The sequence below is a fragment of the Streptomyces coacervatus genome, from assembly GCF_029223485.1.
In the GTDB taxonomy this organism is placed as follows: Bacteria; Actinomycetota; Actinomycetes; order Streptomycetales; family Streptomycetaceae; genus Streptomyces; species Streptomyces coacervatus.
Genome location: NZ_JARHTP010000019.1, coordinates 104,769 through 120,047, shown reverse-complemented (window position 1 = coordinate 120,047; position 15,279 = coordinate 104,769). Strand labels below are relative to the sequence as shown.

Sequence of the window (15,279 nt, the reverse complement as noted above, 5' to 3'; positions counted from 1 at the left end):
GATGCAGAAGTTCGACACCCCCGCCCCGGTCTCGGCCGTCCTCGACATCCCCGGCGGGCGCATCCAGTTCATCGCCGCCGACCGCGCCGACACCACGGTCGAGGTCCTGCCCACAAACGTCTCCAAGAGCCGCGACGTGAAGGCGGCGGAGCGGATCGAGGTCGCCTACAGCGACGGCGTTCTGCGGATCGAGGACCGGGAGGCGGGCAACCGGCTCCTCGGCCCCACCGGATCCGTCGACGTGACCGTCCAGCTGCCCGCCGGCTCCCGCGTCGAGGCGAAGGCGGACGCCGCCGAGTTCCGCGGCGTCGGACGGCTCGGCGACGTCGCCTTCGCCGGCGGCTACCGCTCGGTCAAGCTCGACGAGGCCGCAAGCGCCCGCCTCACCGCCCACGACGGTGATGTCTCGGTCGGCCGCCTGGGCGGACCCGCGGAGATCAGCACCCAGCGGGGCGACATCCAGATCACCGAGATCACCGAGGCCGCGCGCGGCACGGTCGTGCTGAGCACCCAGAAGGGCGACATCTCGGTCGGCGCCGCCCCCGGGGTCTCCGCCTCTCTGGACGCCGGCACCTCCTACGGCCGGATCCAGAACGCGCTCAGGAACACCGAAGGCGCGACGGCCGGCCTGAGCATCCAGGCGACCACCTCCTACGGCGACATCACCGCCGGAAGCCTGTAAATCCGCAGCCAGTAATCCGCAGTCAGCAGAAGCAGTCAGCAGAAGCAGTCAGCAGCAGAAACAGGGGGTACCTCTCATGGCCGACCTGGCCATCGCGGCGAACGGGCTGCGCAAGTCCTACGGCGACAAGACCGTCCTCGACGGCGTCGACATCGCCGTACCGGAAGGCACGATCTTCTCTCTGCTCGGCCCGAACGGCGCCGGCAAGACCACCGCCGTCAAGATCCTCTCCACCCTCATCTCCCCCGACCCCGCAAGCGGTCGGATCAGCGTCGGCGGCCACGACCTCGCCACCGCCCCGCAGGCGGCACGCGCCGCGATCGGTGTCACCGGGCAGTTCTCCGCCGTCGACGGCCTGATCACCGGCGAGGAGAACATGCTCCTCATGGCGGACCTGCACCACCTGTCCAGGGCCGAGGGGCGGCGGGTCGCTGCCGAACTGCTGGAGCGATTCGATCTGGTGGAGGCCGCGAAGAAGCCCGCCTCCACCTACTCCGGCGGCATGAAGCGCCGTCTCGACATCGCCATGACCCTGGTCGGCAGCCCGCGGATCATCTTCCTCGACGAGCCGACCACCGGACTCGACCCGCGCGCACGCCACAACATGTGGGGCATCATCCGCGAGCTCGTCACGGGCGGCGTCACCGTCTTCCTCACTACCCAGTACCTGGAGGAGGCCGACGAGCTCGCCGACCACATCGCCGTCCTCAACGACGGCAGGATCGTCGCCGAGGGCACCGCCGACGAGCTCAAGCGGATCGTCCCCGGCGGACACATCCGGCTCCGCTTCACCGACCCGGCCGCGTACCAGAGCGCCGCCGCCGCCCTGCGCGAGGCCGCCCGCGACGACGAAGCCCTCGCGCTGCAGCTCCCCAGCGACGGCAGCCAGCGCGAGCTGCGCTCCATCCTCGACTGGCTCGACGCGGCCGGTGTCGAGGCCGACGAGCTGACGGTGCACACCCCCGACCTCGACGACGTCTTCTTCGCCCTGACCGGCGACACCGACCAGCCCAACGAGCCCAAGGAGGCCGTCCGATGAGCTCTTTCGCCCTCGCCGTGCGCGACTCGTCCACGATGCTGCGCCGCAACCTCCTGCACGCCCGCCGCTACCCCTCCCTCACCCTGAACCTGCTGCTCACCCCGGTCATGCTGCTGTTGCTGTTCGTCTACATCTTCGGCGGCGCCATGAGCGCAGGCGCGGGCCGTGACGCGTACATCGCCTACCTTGTGCCCGGCATCCTGCTCATGACCATCGGCTCCACCACGATCGGCACCGCCGTGTCGGTGGCCACCGACATGAGCGAGGGCATCATCGCCCGCTTCCGCACCATGGCGATCCACCGAGGCTCCATCCTCATCGGACACGTCATCGGCAGCGTCCTGCAGTCGGTGCTGAGCGTGGTCCTCGTCGGCGTCGTCGCTGTGGCGATCGGCTTCCGCTCCACCGATGCCACCGCCCTGGAGTGGCTCGCCGCGTTCGGTCTGCTCGTGCTCTTCGCCACGGCGCTCACCTGGATCGCCGTCGGCATGGGCCTGGTCAGCCCGAACGCCGAGGCCGCCAGCAACAACGCCATGCCGCTGATCCTGCTGCCGCTCATCTCCAGCGCCTTCGTCCCGCTGCACTCCATGCCCGGCTGGTTCCAGCCGATCGCCGAGTACCAGCCCTTCACCCCCGCCATCGAAACCCTGCGCGGCCTGCTGCTCGGCACCGGCATCGGCCACAACGGCTGGCTCGCCGTCGCCTGGTGCGTCGGCCTCGCGGTCCTCGGCTACTTCTGGTCGGCCTCGAAGTTCGACAGCGACCCGAAGTAACCGCCATGACGACGCGGGCCACCTCCCGCAACCCGTCCCACCCGAGGGCGGCGTACACCGACACCACGTCGGATGTACGCCGCCCCGTTCGTGTGCAGGATGTGGAAGGGGTTCAGGGCTGCGTCCTGCTGCGCCTGCGCCGTGCGACGGCGAATCCTCCGACCGCCAGGACGGCGACGCCGCCGCCGACGGCCGCCACGGTGGTGGTGCTCTGCGCGGACGATCCGGACGCCTGATCGCAGTACGAGCCGCCGCCGGCGACGGTGATGGTCGTATGCGTCTGCTTCGCGGTGAGCCCGGATCCTTCGTGGTGTCCGGCGATGTCGACGGGATAGCTGCCCGGCTCGATGCCGCAGCGGATCGCCCCATTGCCCTGGCCGTAGCTGTTCTTCTGCAGGGTCACCTCGACCGGGTGCGCGAACGCCGGGGAGGTCACGGTGAAGCTGCCGTTCTCGGCGGCCAGGGACGTCAGATCGACTCCCGAGGTGACCTCGACGGGCACGCCCGGCTGCAGTGGCCCGTCGGGGGAGCTGTCGCCGTCCGTGGAGGCGATGTTGACGGCGAGGCCCGGATCCTCGGCCGCGTGGACGCCGGGTGCGGCTGCGAGACCGAGGGCGACCGCGGTGAAGACGATGCCGGCTGCGCGCTGGTACATCGGTGGTACCTCGCCTTCCTGGACGGTGATCAACTGGCAGCTGGCGGGACGAGCATGTGTTCGCTGCCGAGGGTGGTCGTGGTGTCGGTGTACAGGGTGGTCTCGCCGTCGGACCAGCGCACGAGCAGGTCGTCGGGGTCCCCTGGTGTGTACGCGCCGGCGGTCATGACGGTGGCGTGGGTCCACAACTTGTTAGAGGACTTCAGCTTGATCTCCGTTCCCACGCCTGCGGCGGAGGAATCGCGGTAGAGGGTCAGTTCGCCGTCGGACCAGCGCACGATGACGTCCCAGTTGGCGCCCCCGGTGAAGTTTCCGGCGGCGAGGATGGTCGCGTTGCGCCAGGTGTCGTTGGGGGGCTGCAGCTTGTGTTCGTGGAGGAATCCGCGGCCGTCGACATCGGTGTAGAGGGTGGTTTCGCCGTCGACCCAGCGGACCATGAGGTCGTCGGTCCACTGGTTGTCGCTGTAGCGTCCGGCGGTGATCTGGATGGCGTCCTTCCAGGTGCTGCTGGGCTTGGCCATCTGGGTCTCCTTGGCGAAGCCGCCGCTGCCGTTCCCGGTGTAGAGGGTGACCTCGCCGTCCGACCAGACCACCATGAGGTCGGAGGCGTCGTTGCCGTTGAAGTCTCCGCCGGCGATGGTCTTGGCGTGGGTCCAGGTCGAGGACTTCGCGATCCGGTGTTCGCCGGAGAAGCCGCCGTTGCCGTCTCCGGTGTAGAGGGTGACTTCGCCGTCCGACCAGATCACGATCAAGTCGGTCTTGCCGTCGCCGCTGTAGTCACCGGAGGCGGTCTTCATGGCGTGCTGCCACAGGCCTCCGCCGGTCGGGTACATGCTGTAGCCGCGCGGGTACTGCTGCGGGGTGGTGTTCTTCGCCGCGGCATCGTAGATCTCGAAGGCCCGCTGGTCGTAGGTGGCGGCGAACGATATTCGGTCGCTGTTGTTCTCCAGGCCGCCGCCGTAGTAGCCGCCGAGGTTGCCGATGACGGTTCCGGCGCCGGTCGTCCTGTTCAGGCCGGTGATCCAGGGGCTTCCGGAGGTGCCTCCGTAGAACCCGCCGCAGTCCATGCGCATCTGGTGGTAGCCGGGCAGCTGACGGGTGGTGACGTCGGCGCAGATGAAGGGCTGGTTCTTCGGATTGTGGCTGCCGGGGTAGCCGATGACGGTGACGTTCTGCTTGTACTGGCCGTTCACCTGGCCGAGCTTGAGCCCCGCACCGACCGCCTTCTGCACGCTCTGCCCTTGCTTGTTGGCGGCGACCCGGGCGAAGGCGTAGTCGAAGTCGGAGTAGGCATCGCGGGTGGGGTGGCCTTCGGCCTGGTACCAGCGTGCGTCACGGACCCACCGCTGCACCGCGAACCGGCCGTAGGGGGCGGGGTTCGTCGCGGCGCCGTTGTAGCGGGGCACGAACATGCCCTTGGAGCCGCCGGAGCAGTGCGCGGCGGTCAGGACGACGTTGCCCTGCGGGCTGTCGACGACGCTCGCGGAGCAGAAGCGTGCCGTCAGCTTGTCGGTGGCCGGGTCCGTCACGTAGTGGAAGAACGTGCCGACCGTGGGGACCCCTGCGAAGTAACTGCCGTTCTTCGCCGCGGCCACCCCCTTGGCGCTGGACCCGGGCTTCCAGCCGGCCGGGGCCTCGCCGCGGGGGCTGTCCGGGGTGGCATCGGCCATCCGCTCGGGGGTCCAGAACTTCTCGGCCGCCGCACTCGTCCATGCTCCCGCCGTGCCCGTACCGTACGTCGTCGCGGAGGGGGCGGCGGAGGCGGGAGACACCGTCGCGAGGACGAGCGCGGAGGCCGCTATCCCGGCACAGGTTCTCAACGTGTCACGCAGGGTGGGTAGTTGCACGGTTTCCTCATCTGTGGGCACGCGTGTGGTGTGGGGGCAAGTGGAAAGCGCCAGTCGGTGTGCGGCTGGCGCTCTTACGCGGACCGGTCGGCGCGGAGGTGCTGCACCTTGGTGACCTTGGCGCCGAAGGACTTTACCGTCGGCACGGCGACGACGTTCATGTGGGTAGATTTCCCGGGAGGCACACCACATTCGGGGACGGAACCAGATGACCACCCAGCCACCGCCGTACGGCAACCAGCCCGCGTACGGCCACCAGCCACCGCCCCCTCCGCCCACCGCCCCGCCGGGCTTCGGTCCACCGCCGCCCCAGTACGCCTACGCTCCGACGCCACCCCAACCAGCCGCCGCCGGGCCGGAGTTCATGGCGGTCGACCGCCGGAACTCGATCGTGGTCGACGCCGAGGGCGTGGCCTTCGAGCTCAACGGCGTGTCGGCCGACTTCCCTTGGCAGGAGATCCGCAGCGTCCACTACAAGGCGAGCCCGTCCGGCAAGGACCTGATGATGGCGGTGGTCCACCTGGACGGCAGGTTCTACGAGTGCGTGGTGGAGGCGAAGCCGAGGACCCAGCTGGGGCAGTGGTTCGCCCAATTGGCCGCTGTGCTGGGCTATTACCGGCCGATGGGCTGACAGCGCGGCAGCTTGAACACGCCGGAGCCCCCGGCCGCGGCGAACCGCAGCCAGGGGCTCCCGCTGAGCGCAGGGCGGGTCAGACGTTCACGCCGAAGTCCTGCGCGATGCCCACCAGGCCGGAGGCGTAGCCCTGGCCGACCGCGCGGAACTTCCACTCCGCGCCGTTGCGGTAGAGCTCGCCGAAGACCATGGCCGTCTCCGTGGCCGCGTCCTCCGACAGGTCGTAGCGGGCGATCTCCGCGCCGCCCGCCTGGTTGAGGATGCGGATGTAGGCGTTGCGGACCTGGCCGAAGTTCTGCGAGCGGTTCTCCGCGTCGTAGATGGAGACCGGGAAGACGATCTTGTCGATGTCGGCCGGGAGACCCGCCAGGTTGACGTTGATCGCCTCGTCGTCGCCCTCGCCCTCGCCGGTGCGGTTGTCACCGGTGTGGACGATGGTGTTGTCCGGGGTCTGCTTGTTATTGAAGAAGACGAAGTGGGCGTCCGAGAAGACCTTGCCCTGAGTGTTGACCGCGATGGCGGAGGCGTCGAGGTCGAAGTCCGTGCCAGTGGTGGTGCGGACGTCCCAGCCGAGGCCCACGGTGACGGCGGTCAGGCCCGGAGCCTCCTTGGTGAGCGAGACGTTGCCACCCTTGGACAGGCTTACAGCCATGGTTTGGGAGTCCCTTCCCTCGTTGCGTACGGGCTTCGTACTGGGGACGAAGCTACCGGTACCTCTATGAACGCCAAGAGGGGTACACGAGGTTCCCGCTCCCTTTACTTTCTTTACCGAACTTCGAGTGAACGATATTCGCGTGACGTGTGCCGGTCAGTCGCGCGACCATGGAGGGCATGTCCGGTCCCTACATCGTCCGCGGCTCCGTCTCGCTCCCCGAGGCCGAGCTCAACTGGCGTTTCTCGCGGTCGTCGGGGCCCGGCGGACAGCATGTCAACACCAGTGACTCCCAGGTGGAGCTGCGCTTCGACCTGGCGAAGACCGAGGCGCTGCCCGAGGTGTGGAAGGCGCGGGCGCTGGAGCGGCTGGCCGGCCGGCTCGTCGACGGCGTGATCGTCGTGCGCGCCTCCGAGCACCGGTCCCAGTGGCGCAACCGCGAGACCGCCGCGGTGCGCCTCGCGGCGCTGCTCGCCGAGGCCACCGCGCCGCCGCCCAAGCCGCGCCGGGCGACCCGTATTCCGCGCGGGATCAATGAGCGGCGGTTGCGGGAGAAGAAGCAGCGCTCCGATACGAAGCGGGGGCGGTCCGGGCGGGACTGGTCGTAAGACCGCGAGACCCGGGACCGTATTCGTAGAACGTCCTTTGTCACATCGCCCGCGTCCGGTCCGTCAAGTAAAAGACCTGACGGACCGGAGTGCGGGAGCTGTGGCAATGAACAAGAGCGAATTTCCCTTGGACGGCGAATTCCTTGCCCGGCGATTCGAATCGCATCGGCCTCATCTGCGCGCCGTCGCCTACCGAATGCTCGGTTCGAGCTCCGAGGCCGATGATGCGGTGCAAGAGGCGTGGTTCCGGCTGAGTCGTACCGACGCCCGGCGGGTGGACAACCTGGGTGGCTGGCTGACGACCGTCGTCGGCCGGGTCTGTCTGGACATGCTGCGCTCCCGCAAATCGCGCGCGGAGGAACCGTTGGAGAGCGGCACGGCCACCGCGCGCGTGGCGGACGTCTTCGCCGCCGACCCCGAGCAGGACGCACTGCTCGCCGACTCCGTGGGCGTCGCGCTGCTCGTCGTACTGGAGACGCTGACGCCCGCCGAGCGGCTGGCGTTCGTGCTGCACGACCTGTTCGCGGTGCCGTACGAGGAGGTCGCGGACATCGTGGGGCGCAGCCCGGACGCGGCACGGCAGCTGGCCAGCCGGGCGCGACGCCGGGTGCAGGGCGCCGAGGCGCACGATGCCGATCTGGTGCGGCAGCGGGAGGTTGTCGATGCCTTTCTCGCCGCCGCGCGCGGGGGTGACTTCGACGCCCTGGTCGAGTTGCTGGACCCGGATGTCGTCGCCCGTACCGACGTCGGCGTGACCACGGGGGCGGCGGCGGTCGCCAAGGGCGCGTCGAGCTTCCGGCACTTCGCGGCCGTGTCGCGGCCCGCGCTGGTCGATGGTGCCACGGGGCTCGCGGTGTTCATCGACGGGCGGCTGGACCGGACGCTGGCCTTCACGTTCGTGGGGACCCGGATTGCCGTGATCGACATCGTGCTGGATCCTGCGCGGGTGGCCCGGCAGGACATCAGCCTGGTCGACTGACGAGCTGTCGATCAGGCGAGGTCCAGTACCCCGACCGTCTGGCCGCCGCTCGTCTCCCCGGTCGTACGGAAGCCGAGGCCCAGGTAGAAGCCCTCCGGGCCGTCGGGGCCGGGGTGCCAGGTGACGTACAGCTCCTTGCCGCCCCGGCGGCGGATCTCGGCGGCCACGGACTCGAGCGCGAACCGGCCGTATCCGCGCCCCTGCTCCTCCGCCGCGATGTTCAGACGCCACAGGCCGGAGCGGAAGTCGGTGCCGTCCTGGTTCCAGTCGATGTCGAGGAACGCCATCAGGAAGCCGACGGGCCGCCCCTCGTCGACGATCAGGCGCGGCCACGCGACGCCCTCGGGACGTACGTACGCCTCGGCCAGGGAGTGCGCGACCGGCTCGACCGCGTGTTCCTGGTCGGGGCGGATACGGATGCCGAGGGCGGCTTCGAGATTGCGCGAGGTGATCACTTCGAGGCGGGGCCCGGCGGTCGTCGTCATGTGCGCACCCTAGGAGGCACGTACGCGCGCGTGCACGAGAATTACCTGCTCACCCCGGCTACGGGGATCAGCCCAACTGCCGGTACCGGCCCCGGAAGTAGGTCAGCGGGCCCCCGTCCGCACTGGGCACCCCCGCCGTCAGCACCCGTCCGATCACCAGGGTGTGGTCCCCGGCCACCACCCGCTGCTCCGTGCGGCACTCCAGGGTCGCCAGGGCGCCGCCCACCAAGGGAGCCCCGGTCGCCTCTCCGCGTACGTACGGGATGTCCTCGAACAACAGCCGGTCGCTGATGCGGCCCTTCATGGCGAAGCGCCCGGCGATGTGCCGCTGGCTCTCGGAGAGGACCGAGACCGCCCACAGGGGCTGCTCGTCGAGCAGGTCGTCCATGCGGGAGCCCTCGCGCAGGCTGACCAGGACCAGGGGCGGGTCGAGGGAGACGGACATGAAGGCCGTCGCCGTCATGCCGACGTCCTCGCCGCCCGGCGCCGACGGGTCGTCGGGGTCCAGTGGCGGCTCCTGTGCGGTCACCAGGACCACGCCCGCGGCCAGTCGGGTCATGGCGGCGCGGAACTCGTCGTTGCTCACCCCCTCAGCATGCCCGGAGGCGCGCGGAGCAGTGATCGGGAATGCGGCAGGGGGAGTGTTCAGCACGCCCGAAACGCTAATGTCCGCCCTGCGCCGGCCGCATCGGACTCCGGTCCGAGACCGGGCCTAGGACCACCGACTGAGTCCGCCGACGTAGCCTTGTGCGGCATCTCCACATACCCGCAAGATGCCACAAAGTTTGTGTTCAGCGAACGCACAGGGAAACCGCAGAAACACCACTCAATTGTTCATCTTTCGCTGTGACTTGACTCACAAGGGGCACTAATTGTTGACCCTGTGTACCGAGTGGGCAGCGCGCTGTGATTCAGTGGCTGGGAAGCTGCCAATGACGATACGCCGATGAGAACCCTTGATTCGCTGCGAGGTCTCGGGGGGAGGGCGAGCATGGAGACCGAGTCGGAGCCGTACGTCCGTCTTGCGACTCTGCGGCAACTGCACCAGGTCATGGCTGACATGAACACGGCTCGAAGCCTGGCGGACACGCTGCAGACCGTCGCCGACGGCGTGGTCAACGGCCTCGGGTACGAGCTGGCGTGCGTCAACCTCGTCCGCCCCGACGGCGACCTCGTGGTCGCCGCCTTCGCGGGCAACCCGGCGGCCGAGGCGCTGATCACGGGCCGGGTCGGCTCCCGGGAGTCCTGGGAGCGCCGTCTGAGCATGGGCGAGCACTGGGGCGACCTGGTGTTCATACCGCACACCGAGGGCTGGATCCTCGACGACGACGACGTCCCGCAGTGGTACACCGATGGCCCCGCGCCCCGCTTCGAGGACGAGTGGCACCCCTCCGACCGGCTCTTCGCCCCCATGTACACGCCCGGCGGTCCGAACGGCACCTGCGGTGAGCTGATCGGCGTCCTGTCCGTGGACCGGCCGCGCAACGGCCGGCGGCCGGGCGCCTGGGGTCGCGAGGCGCTCCAGATGTATGCATTCCAGGCCGCCATCGCGATCAGCAACGCGCGTCTACGTGCGAATATGCAGCGGGCACTGGTCAGACTCGAAAGGGAGCAGCAGGCCCTCAGGGCGAGCGAGGAAAGCTTCAGGCAGGCCTTCGAGTACGCCCCGTCCGGCATGGCCATCGCCGAGATGGGCGGCGACCAGCACGGCCGGATACTCAGGACCAACGACGCCCTCTGCCGCCTGCTCGGCCGCCCCGCCTCCGCGATGCGCCGCTACGCCTTCTCCGACCTCGTCCACCCGGAGGACATCGGCACGCTGCTTCGCACGTCCGCCGAGGGCGGGCGGGCGGAACTCCGCCTCGGCCGCCGCGACGGCACGTACGTCTGGGTCTCCCTCCGTAACTCCGTCGTGGCGGACGCCGCCGACGGCCCCCGCTTCCTGCTCACCCACGTCGAGGAGATCGAGGAGCGCAAGCGCCGCGAGCTGCAGCTCGCCCACCGCGCCTCCCACGACTCGCTCACCGGCCTGCCGAACTCCGCCGAGCTGCGCTCCCGCCTCTCCTCCCGCATCTGCCAGCGCCCCAACCACCCCGGCGCCCTCGAATCCCTGGACGCGGCCTACGGCCATCCCGTCTACGACGCGGGCGGTCACGGCTTCGACTTCCGGCCGGGCGGCGACATCGAGGTGTACGACGGCTTCGACCACCATGTGCACACCGCCGCCCCCGAGAGCGAGCACGACGACGGCGCCAAGGGACTCGCGGTCCTCTTCTGCGACCTCGACGGCTTCAAGTCGATCAACGACCGGTTCGGGCACAACGCGGGTGACGCGGTTCTCATCGAGGTCGCCCGGCGGCTGTCGCGGGCCGTGCGCGACGGCGACACGGTCGCGCGGCTCGGCGGCGACGAGTTCGTGATCCTCGCCGACGGGCTCGGCCGGGCCGACGCGGCGGACCTCGCCGTACGCCTGCGCAACGAGATCATTCAGCCGATCCGGGCCGAGGGGCGGGCCGTCCGGGTGGGCGCCAGCTTCGGTATCGGGTGGGCGCACTGCGGCATGACTGCGGACGAAGTGTTGAAGTCTGCCGACGAACGGATGTACGTAGAGAAACGATCTCGTCCCAAACAGCACAGACGCGCGGGTTGATCTCCAGGTCAGTGGCCTGGTCCGCGAGCCGATGCGATCCGAGTCACCCGTTTGGGGCAGCAGGAGCGGGTAGGCTCGCCATTCTGACCCCACGTATCGCGTTCGACCCGCACCGCTGAGGAGTACCACGGAGATGACGTCCGGCAACAACGGCGCCAGCACGCCAGAGGACGACGACCCGTTCGGCTACCTCTACGCCGATGGGCAGGCCAACGGAGCGCAGCCACCGTCCGGTGGCGGCGGCTACGGCTACCCGGGCTCCGTCAACAGAGTGCGCGCGGTCGGCCAGCGACAGTACGGCCAGCCGCCGGCCCAGGCCCAGCAGACGGCCGCCTACGGCCAGGTCCCGCAGCAGCAGGGTGCGTACGGCCAGCCGAACGCCGCCTACCAGGCACCGGAGACGTTCCCGGGCGGCGCTCCGACCACCCAGCAGCCGATGCCCACCGGTGGCGGCCGGGGCCGCGGCCCCAACACCAAGGGCCTGCTGATCGGCGCCGTCGCGGTGGTCGCCGCGGTCGTGATCGGCATCGGCGTGGCGATGATGAACGGCAACTCGGACAACAAGGCGAGCGGCGGTTCCTCCAGCACGCCGTCCACTTCGCAGAGCTCTAAGCCGAGTCAGTCGGCGAGTAGCAGTGCGTCGGCCGAACTGCCGAAGTCCGACGCGAAGGACCTTCAGCCGGGCGGCGGCGCCACAACGGCGTCGGACGTCAAGGGGGCCAAGGCCGCCGGCGGTGTCTACGTATCGGGTTTCAATCAGGTTGGCGCGACAGTCACGTGGACCGTCAACGGCATCGCCAAAGCCGGCAGCTACAGGCTCTACGTGCGCTACGGCATCCCAGGGGTGGATGCCAACGCGACGCTGGTGGTCAATGGCAAGTCCAACACGCAGCCGCTGGGCATGAAGAATTTCGGCAAGCTGCCGGAAGGCCAGTGGGACAACGACTGGCAGAGCACCTGGGCCAACGTCAACCTGGTCAAGGGCACCAATACGATCGTGATCGCTTGCAACGCTGGCAATCAGTGCAACGCTAACCTCGACCAGGTGTGGCTCCAGAACGGCTGAAAAGCCGATGGGCGTTTACGCCGCGGACGCGTCCCCCGTCACCGCCACCCGCCCCACCAGCTCCTCGTACGCCGCGCGGTCGAACTCTCCCGCCACCGGCGCCAACACCGTCGCCGCCGACAACGCCACCGCCCGTGCCAGGCGTTCCGGCCACGGGAGTTGTTCTTCCCACCCCGACAGCAGGCCCGCCACCGCCGAGTCGCCCGCGCCCGTCGGGTTGCCGTGGATGCGGGCCGGTGGGGTGGCTCGCCAGCGGCCCTCGGGGGTGACCGCCAGGAGGCCTTCCGTGCCCAACGAGGCGACGACCGAGCGGGCGCCCCGGCGGCGGGCGTCCTGGGCGCCGCGCAGGGGCTCGTGGGAGCCGGTCAGTTCGGCCAGTTCCTCGGCGTTCGGCTTGACGAGGTCCGGGCGCGCGGCGACGCCGCGGCGCAGGGGTTCGCCGCTGGTGTCGAGGAGTACGGGGACCTCGGCGGCCTTCGCCAGCCGTATCAGGCCGGCGTACGCGCCCACCGGCACACCCGGCGGCAGGCTTCCGCACAGGGCCACCGCGGACGCCTGGGTGAGCAGGTCCTCGTAGGCCTCCTGGAAGGCGGACCACTCGGCGGGCGTGATGGTGGGGCCCGGTTCGTTGAGTTGTGTGGTGTCGCCGGTCTGCTCGTCCACGACGGCGATCGTGCGGCGGGTCGGAGCGGCGACCGGGACCAGGGCGTCCACCACCCCTGGTATGGCTGTGAGTTGACTCTGTACGACCGCTCCGGTCGCGCCGCCAGTGAAGCCGGTGACCGTCACCTCGTGGCCGAGGGTTGCGAGTACGCGGGCTACGTTCACGCCCTTGCCGCCCGGGCGTTCGGTGACCTCGGTGATCCGGTGCGAGGCGTGCGGCTTGAGCGCCGGTATGCGGTACGTGAGGTCGAGAGCGGTGTTCAGTGTGACCGTGAGGATCACCTGGGCCGACCTCCCCCGAAGACGAGTGCTGTACGCGCGCCGAAACGGACGGCGGTCCTCCCAGTCTCGCAGGACAACCGCCGCCCTCAACAGCCGGACACATCACCCCAGTTGGGGATCGACCACCCATTCACCGCGTCGCATCACGCCCTTGAGGGCGAATTGATGGTCAAGAAGCACCAGGTCGGCGTACTTTCCGGGCTCCAGGGAGCCGACCCTGTCGTACATGCCGAGCAGCTTGGCGGGATTGGCCGAGATTGCGGCCACGACGTCCTCCACCGGTAGCCGGTCCACCGTCACCGCCCGCTGGAACGCCCGGTCCAGCGTGAGCGTCGATCCCGCGATGGAGCCGCCCTCCACCAGACGGGCCACGCCCTCGCTGACCTCCACCTCCAGCGGGCCGAGCATGTACCTGCCGTCGCCGAAACCGGCCGCGTCCATCGCGTCCGTGATGAGGGCGACCCGGTCCGCGCGGGCGTGATGGAACGCCAGCTGGAGCGAGGCGGGGTGCAGATGGGTGCCGTCGTTGATGAGCTCGACCGTGATCCGCTCGTCCTCCAGGAGGGCGGCGATCGGACCGGGGGTGCGGTGGCCCAGGGCCGGCATCGCGTTGAAGAGGTGCGTTGCGACCGTGGCGCCCGCGTCGATCGCCTCCACCGTCTGCTCGTACGTCGCGTCGGTGTGGCCGATCGCCGCGATGACGCCTTGCTCGGCGAGCAGACGTACGGAGTCGAGGCCGCCGGGGAGTTCGGTGGCGAGGGTGACCATCTTCGCCCTGCCGCGCGCCGCGTCGATCAGCTTGCGGACCTCCGCCGGGTCCGGGTCGCGCAGGAGTTCCTCGGAGTGGGCTCCCTTGCGGCACGGCGAGATGAACGGGCCCTCGAAGTGGATGCCGGCGATGTCGCCCTGCTCGGCGAGTTCGGACAGCAGGCCTGCCCGTTGGGCCAGGAAGTCCATGTCACCGGTGACCGTGGAGGCGACGAGGGTGGTCGTGCCGTGCAGGCGGTGGGTGTGGATGCCCTTGAGCACGTCCTCGACCGTGCCCGAGGTGAAGGAGGCTCCGCCGCCACCGTGGTTGTGGATGTCTACGAACCCCGGTACCAGCCAGTGCCCGCTGAGGTCGACTACCCGGGCGTTCTCGGGCGCCGCCCCGGCGATCCGCGTGCCGTCGACGATGACGCGGCCGTCGGTCACCGTGCCGGTGGGCAGTACTACTCGTGCGCCGGTCAGCACCTGCGGGAGCGTCGTGGTTGATCGCGCAGTTCCCCGCGCCCCTGGGGGGGTTGCCATCAGGGCGTTACCTCCGTGCTGTCAGTAGTGGCTAGGAGATCCCAGGCCAGTAGCCCGGCACCGAGGCATCCGGCTGTGTCCCCCAGGGCCGCGGGGACGATCTGCGGCAGTTTCTGGAAGGTGACCCGCTTGCGGACGGCCTCCCTCAGCGGTGTGAACAAGGTTTCCCCCGCCTCTGCCAGGCCGCCGCCGATGATCACGATGCGGGGGTCCAGCAGGGTGAGGGCGGTGACCAGACCGTCGGCCAGGGCGTCCACTGCCTCCTGCCAGACCCGGACGGCGTTCGGGTCGCCGGACGTGACCGCCTTCGCGCAGTCGGCGGCATCCGCGTCCGGGTCTCCGCAGGCCGCCGCCCATGCCTCGCTCACCGCCGCCGCGGAGGCGTATCGCTCCAGGCAGCCGGCCTGCCCGCACGGACAGGGGGCGCCCCCCGGTCGTACGACGATGTGGCCGATCTCGCCCGCGAAGCCGTGCGCGCCCGCCTCCACCCGGCCCGCGATGCCGATCGCGCCCGCGATGCCGGTGCCGAGGGGGATGAAGAGGAAGCGGTCGGTGCCCTGTCCGGCGCCGATCCGGCCCTCCGCGAGGCCGCCCGTGCGGACGTCGTGGCCGAGGGCGACCGGGATGCCCAGTCGTTCGGCGAGCAGGTCGCGCAGGGGGACGTCGCGCCAGCCGAGGTTGGCCGCGTAGGAGGCGATGCCCTGGTCGGCGTCGACGATGCCGGGGACGGCGACGCCGGCGGCGGACGCGGGCTCGTCGAGGTGCTCGGCGCCGTAGGCGCTGAGTTCGGCGGCGAAGCCGAGGATGCCCTCGACGACCGCGTCCGGCCCGCGCTCGCGGCCGGTCGCCCGGCGGGCCTGGTGCAGCAGCTCGCCGTCGGGGCCGATGAGGGCGGCCTTCATCCCGGTGCCGCCCACGTCCAGGGCGATGACATGTCTCACGGGGGACAGTGTGACCCCAGGACCCGCAAGAGG

At 69.9% G+C, this 15,279-nt stretch carries 16 protein-coding genes; 8 read left to right on the top strand and 8 right to left on the bottom strand.

The window, feature by feature from the left end:
* The first annotated feature begins 1 nt into the window (after position 1).
* From P2Q00_RS37855 to P2Q00_RS37845, 3 genes are all read left to right on the top strand, one after another.
* Positions 2 to 682 carry a DUF4097 family beta strand repeat-containing protein gene (locus tag P2Q00_RS37855; protein ID WP_275778730.1) on the top strand — a complete coding sequence of 227 codons (681 nt, stop codon included), beginning with the start codon at positions 2 to 4 and terminating at the stop codon, positions 680 to 682.
* Between the two features lie 76 nt (positions 683 to 758).
* Positions 759 to 1,721: an ATP-binding cassette domain-containing protein gene (locus P2Q00_RS37850; protein ID WP_275778728.1), complete on the top strand. Its 963-nt coding sequence runs from the start codon at positions 759 to 761 to the stop codon at positions 1,719 to 1,721.
* Positions 1,718 to 2,494, top strand: coding sequence for an ABC transporter permease (locus P2Q00_RS37845; protein ID WP_275778726.1), 777 nt, complete (start codon positions 1,718 to 1,720; stop codon positions 2,492 to 2,494). Before P2Q00_RS37850 ends, P2Q00_RS37845 begins: the two co-directional genes overlap by 4 nt.
* A gap of 112 nt (positions 2,495 to 2,606) precedes the next feature.
* On the opposite strand, the gene P2Q00_RS37840 is transcribed toward P2Q00_RS37845, so the two are convergent.
* Positions 2,607 to 3,149 (bottom strand): hypothetical protein, encoded by a 543-nt coding sequence (locus tag P2Q00_RS37840; protein WP_275778724.1) that lies wholly within the window; start codon positions 3,147 to 3,149, stop codon positions 2,607 to 2,609.
* Positions 3,150 to 3,178: 29 nt separating this feature from the next.
* The gene (locus tag P2Q00_RS37835; RefSeq protein WP_275778723.1) at positions 3,179 to 4,996 is read right to left on the bottom strand and encodes a trypsin-like serine peptidase; all 1,818 of its coding nucleotides are present in this window, start codon (positions 4,994 to 4,996) and stop codon (positions 3,179 to 3,181) included.
* Positions 4,997 to 5,204: 208 nt separating this feature from the next.
* Here P2Q00_RS37835 and P2Q00_RS37830 point away from each other — a divergent pair, with 208 nt between their 5' ends.
* A complete protein-coding gene (locus P2Q00_RS37830) occupies positions 5,205 to 5,627 on the top strand; it encodes a hypothetical protein (protein ID WP_275778720.1) in 423 nt (140 codons plus the stop codon).
* A 79-nt stretch (positions 5,628 to 5,706) separates the two neighbouring features.
* Here the strand turns inward: P2Q00_RS37830 and P2Q00_RS37825 are convergent, their stop codons facing one another.
* Positions 5,707 to 6,282: a TerD family protein gene (locus tag P2Q00_RS37825; RefSeq protein ID WP_123965927.1), complete on the bottom strand. Its 576-nt coding sequence runs from the start codon at positions 6,280 to 6,282 to the stop codon at positions 5,707 to 5,709.
* A 170-nt stretch (positions 6,283 to 6,452) separates the two neighbouring features.
* Here P2Q00_RS37825 and arfB point away from each other — a divergent pair, with 170 nt between their 5' ends.
* Positions 6,453 to 6,890 (top strand): alternative ribosome rescue aminoacyl-tRNA hydrolase ArfB, encoded by a 438-nt coding sequence (gene arfB / locus P2Q00_RS37820; RefSeq protein ID WP_275778950.1) that lies wholly within the window; start codon positions 6,453 to 6,455, stop codon positions 6,888 to 6,890.
* A gap of 106 nt (positions 6,891 to 6,996) precedes the next feature.
* Positions 6,997 to 7,869 (top strand): sigma-70 family RNA polymerase sigma factor, encoded by an 873-nt coding sequence (locus tag P2Q00_RS37815; RefSeq protein WP_275778719.1) that lies wholly within the window; start codon positions 6,997 to 6,999, stop codon positions 7,867 to 7,869.
* Positions 7,870 to 7,880: 11 nt separating this feature from the next.
* On the opposite strand, the gene P2Q00_RS37810 is transcribed toward P2Q00_RS37815, so the two are convergent.
* The gene (locus P2Q00_RS37810) at positions 7,881 to 8,354 is read right to left on the bottom strand and encodes a GNAT family N-acetyltransferase (RefSeq protein WP_275778717.1); all 474 of its coding nucleotides are present in this window, start codon (positions 8,352 to 8,354) and stop codon (positions 7,881 to 7,883) included.
* Between the two features lie 67 nt (positions 8,355 to 8,421).
* Positions 8,422 to 9,006 (bottom strand): flavin reductase family protein, encoded by a 585-nt coding sequence (locus tag P2Q00_RS37805; protein ID WP_275778715.1) that lies wholly within the window; start codon positions 9,004 to 9,006, stop codon positions 8,422 to 8,424.
* Between the two features lie 339 nt (positions 9,007 to 9,345).
* Here P2Q00_RS37805 and cdgB point away from each other — a divergent pair, with 339 nt between their 5' ends.
* Both cdgB and P2Q00_RS37795 read left to right on the top strand, forming a co-directional pair.
* Complete coding sequence (gene cdgB / locus P2Q00_RS37800; RefSeq protein ID WP_275778714.1) at positions 9,346 to 11,004, top strand: diguanylate cyclase CdgB; 1,659 nt, start codon at positions 9,346 to 9,348, stop codon at positions 11,002 to 11,004.
* Between the two features lie 133 nt (positions 11,005 to 11,137).
* Positions 11,138 to 12,070 (top strand): carbohydrate-binding protein, encoded by a 933-nt coding sequence (locus P2Q00_RS37795; RefSeq protein WP_275778712.1) that lies wholly within the window; start codon positions 11,138 to 11,140, stop codon positions 12,068 to 12,070.
* Positions 12,071 to 12,085: 15 nt separating this feature from the next.
* Here P2Q00_RS37795 and P2Q00_RS37790 read toward each other — a convergent pair whose 3' ends face one another.
* The 3 genes from P2Q00_RS37790 to P2Q00_RS37780 form a co-directional block, all read right to left on the bottom strand.
* Positions 12,086 to 13,015 (bottom strand): 1-phosphofructokinase family hexose kinase, encoded by a 930-nt coding sequence (locus tag P2Q00_RS37790; RefSeq protein ID WP_275778710.1) that lies wholly within the window; start codon positions 13,013 to 13,015, stop codon positions 12,086 to 12,088.
* 102 nt (positions 13,016 to 13,117) lie between these two features.
* Complete coding sequence (gene nagA, locus P2Q00_RS37785) at positions 13,118 to 14,305, bottom strand: N-acetylglucosamine-6-phosphate deacetylase (RefSeq protein ID WP_275778709.1); 1,188 nt, start codon at positions 14,303 to 14,305, stop codon at positions 13,118 to 13,120.
* A complete protein-coding gene (locus tag P2Q00_RS37780; RefSeq protein WP_275778708.1) occupies positions 14,305 to 15,246 on the bottom strand; it encodes an ROK family protein in 942 nt (313 codons plus the stop codon). Before P2Q00_RS37780 ends, nagA begins: the two co-directional genes overlap by 1 nt.
* Between the last annotated feature and the right edge of the window lie 33 nt (positions 15,247 to 15,279).

Excerpts from the sequence above, each read along its gene's own strand:
- P2Q00_RS37855 (WP_275778730.1), top strand. The coding sequence starts at position 2 with ATGCAGAAGTTCGACACCCCCGCCCCGGTCTCGGCCGTCCTCGACATC.
- P2Q00_RS37850 (WP_275778728.1), top strand. The coding sequence starts at position 759 with ATGGCCGACCTGGCCATCGCGGCGAACGGGCTGCGCAAGTCCTACGGC.
- P2Q00_RS37845 (WP_275778726.1), top strand. The coding sequence starts at position 1,718 with ATGAGCTCTTTCGCCCTCGCCGTGCGCGACTCGTCCACGATGCTGCGC.
- P2Q00_RS37840 (WP_275778724.1), bottom strand. The coding sequence starts at position 3,149 with ATGTACCAGCGCGCAGCCGGCATCGTCTTCACCGCGGTCGCCCTCGGT.
- P2Q00_RS37830 (WP_275778720.1), top strand. The coding sequence starts at position 5,205 with ATGACCACCCAGCCACCGCCGTACGGCAACCAGCCCGCGTACGGCCAC.
- P2Q00_RS37825 (WP_123965927.1), bottom strand. The coding sequence starts at position 6,282 with ATGGCTGTAAGCCTGTCCAAGGGTGGCAACGTCTCGCTCACCAAGGAG.
- arfB (WP_275778950.1), top strand. The coding sequence starts at position 6,453 with ATGGAGGGCATGTCCGGTCCCTACATCGTCCGCGGCTCCGTCTCGCTC.
- P2Q00_RS37815 (WP_275778719.1), top strand. The coding sequence starts at position 6,997 with ATGAACAAGAGCGAATTTCCCTTGGACGGCGAATTCCTTGCCCGGCGA.
- P2Q00_RS37810 (WP_275778717.1), bottom strand. The coding sequence starts at position 8,354 with ATGACGACGACCGCCGGGCCCCGCCTCGAAGTGATCACCTCGCGCAAT.
- cdgB (WP_275778714.1), top strand. The coding sequence starts at position 9,346 with ATGGAGACCGAGTCGGAGCCGTACGTCCGTCTTGCGACTCTGCGGCAA.
- P2Q00_RS37795 (WP_275778712.1), top strand. The coding sequence starts at position 11,138 with ATGACGTCCGGCAACAACGGCGCCAGCACGCCAGAGGACGACGACCCG.
- nagA (WP_275778709.1), bottom strand. The coding sequence starts at position 14,305 with ATGGCAACCCCCCCAGGGGCGCGGGGAACTGCGCGATCAACCACGACG.